The sequence below is a fragment of the Segatella copri genome (assembly GCF_009495355.1).
GTDB lineage: Bacteria > Bacteroidota > Bacteroidia > Bacteroidales > Bacteroidaceae > Prevotella.
This window is the reverse complement of sequence record NZ_VZAD01000017.1, coordinates 1-1,696: the sequence shown is the minus strand read 5'-3', so window position 1 is coordinate 1,696 and position 1,696 is coordinate 1. Positions and strand designations below refer to the sequence as shown.

The window sequence follows — 1,696 nt, the reverse complement described above, 5'->3', positions numbered from 1 at the left end:
TATCCAAGTCAAGATACTTACCACTGTTGCGGTTCATGATTTTGAAGTTACCCGATAGACCGCTCTTACCATTTGGTTCGATCTTTATTGATGATACTTGCTTGTTCCACTCAGAACCCATATTAGCAGTAGAAGCTGTGTAAGATTTGCTCTTCCCGCCGAATCCATCATTCTCATAGACAACGACTTTGAAACCACTCTTCACCTTCAACGACGATATATCATCGTTTGTTATCCCATATGATTGTAATGAGGACAGCAAAAACTCTCCTTCTGGTAAGTCCACAGCCTTACCTTTGTAGTCGATATCAGAATAAAATGTTGCCACAGGATTATCGGCGTGTTTCGATGGAGGTTGTATCCCAACGAGCACATCTTGATTCATGGAATAGCCGTCTTTTGAACTACTTGCACCCAAGCCACTATTGTCGTCAGGGTTCAAAACGGATAGTTTGAAGTAGCCGTTGCACATTCCTCCCCATCCCCAATTGATATGAAAAAGACCGTTTCCATCATATCCATCACATACAAACGCATGTGCTCCACCACTTGATGTGCCTGCATAGAGGACCGGCCGGCGCTCTGCCAATTCTCGATATATCAAACTTTCCCATGCTTCGTTACTATAATTGTTACGAAAAAGATGTTGAACATTTCCATCGTAACCGAAGTTGTTCTTTAAGGCATTCTCCACTTCTGTAAAACCTGATCCAGTTCCATCAGGTCCATAGCCAGACTTAATGGCCTGCCCTACATATTGCATGAGTACAGCGACAGCAGTTGCCGATTGATCTGATTGACCATCACGATAACTGTCATTCATGCTTTTCCAATCGAAGACAACAGGTGGTAGTTCGTTTTCCGTGTATCTCCTATTATTATATGTAAACGAATGCTCTGAAATATTAGTGGTAGCAGATTTAGGCCATTGATGATAATACATCACTTGTGCAGCAGCTGTACATACGCAACCTGTTAAGCATCTGCGCCCTTCAACTAACGGACAGCGATCATAATAAGGACTACCTTGATTCCAGGTGCAAGATAGAAGGGGAGAGATAGCGCTATTGGCTTCACGTAGTCCATTATCATATAATGTGGTACTTGACGCTTTGACAGACGATGTGGATTCCAACGAACCTATCACATGGGCATAATAACGAAGCCATTCGCGCATATTATCTGGTATTTCATCTGCATTAAAACGACCTTTATCCGAGTAAGCAAGGATCTCCGCTGTTCGGTCATCTCCCGAAACAATAACAAAACCGTTATCATCATTGGTATTAAATACATAATACGGCATTGCTTGTGCTTTAGTCTTGCCTCTCACTTTAAAAAGGTTTTTTACATCTTCAGCTATAGTCTTACCATGCTTACTTGCAAAGTTTACTGCTTTCTTTCGCGCAGTACTCTGTGTTATAGGCTCTGCCCAAAGCAATGTAGCAACGAAGAGTAATAAAATGGTTAATAAGTTTTTAAATCTCATAAGTCTATAGTTTTTGTATTAAACAATTATAAGCGTCTTTATTAGCATCAAAATCTAATTTTGAATATTTCTTGAGCTACCTTTATCACATAAATTCCTGAAGGTTGGTCATAGATGGATATTGAGTCTACGTTCGATAGAACCCTCTCGCAACGTATCAGTCTTCCGCTTACATCATAGATAGTCAATTCTTTGCCTTTTGCACCT

The 1,696-nt window shown here is 40.6% G+C and carries 2 protein-coding genes; both read right to left on the bottom strand.

Features of this window, described 5'->3' with window-relative positions; translation table 11 throughout:
- The coding region (locus F7D20_RS01610) for a C10 family peptidase (protein WP_194253469.1) at positions 1-1,489 on the bottom strand (1,489 nt) is incomplete at its 3' end.
- 47 nt (positions 1,490-1,536) lie between these two features.
- Positions 1,537-1,677 carry a T9SS type A sorting domain-containing protein gene (locus tag F7D20_RS13190; RefSeq protein ID WP_367383901.1) on the bottom strand — a complete coding sequence of 47 codons (141 nt, stop codon included), beginning with the start codon at positions 1,675-1,677 and terminating at the stop codon, positions 1,537-1,539.
- Positions 1,678-1,696 lie beyond the last annotated feature (19 nt).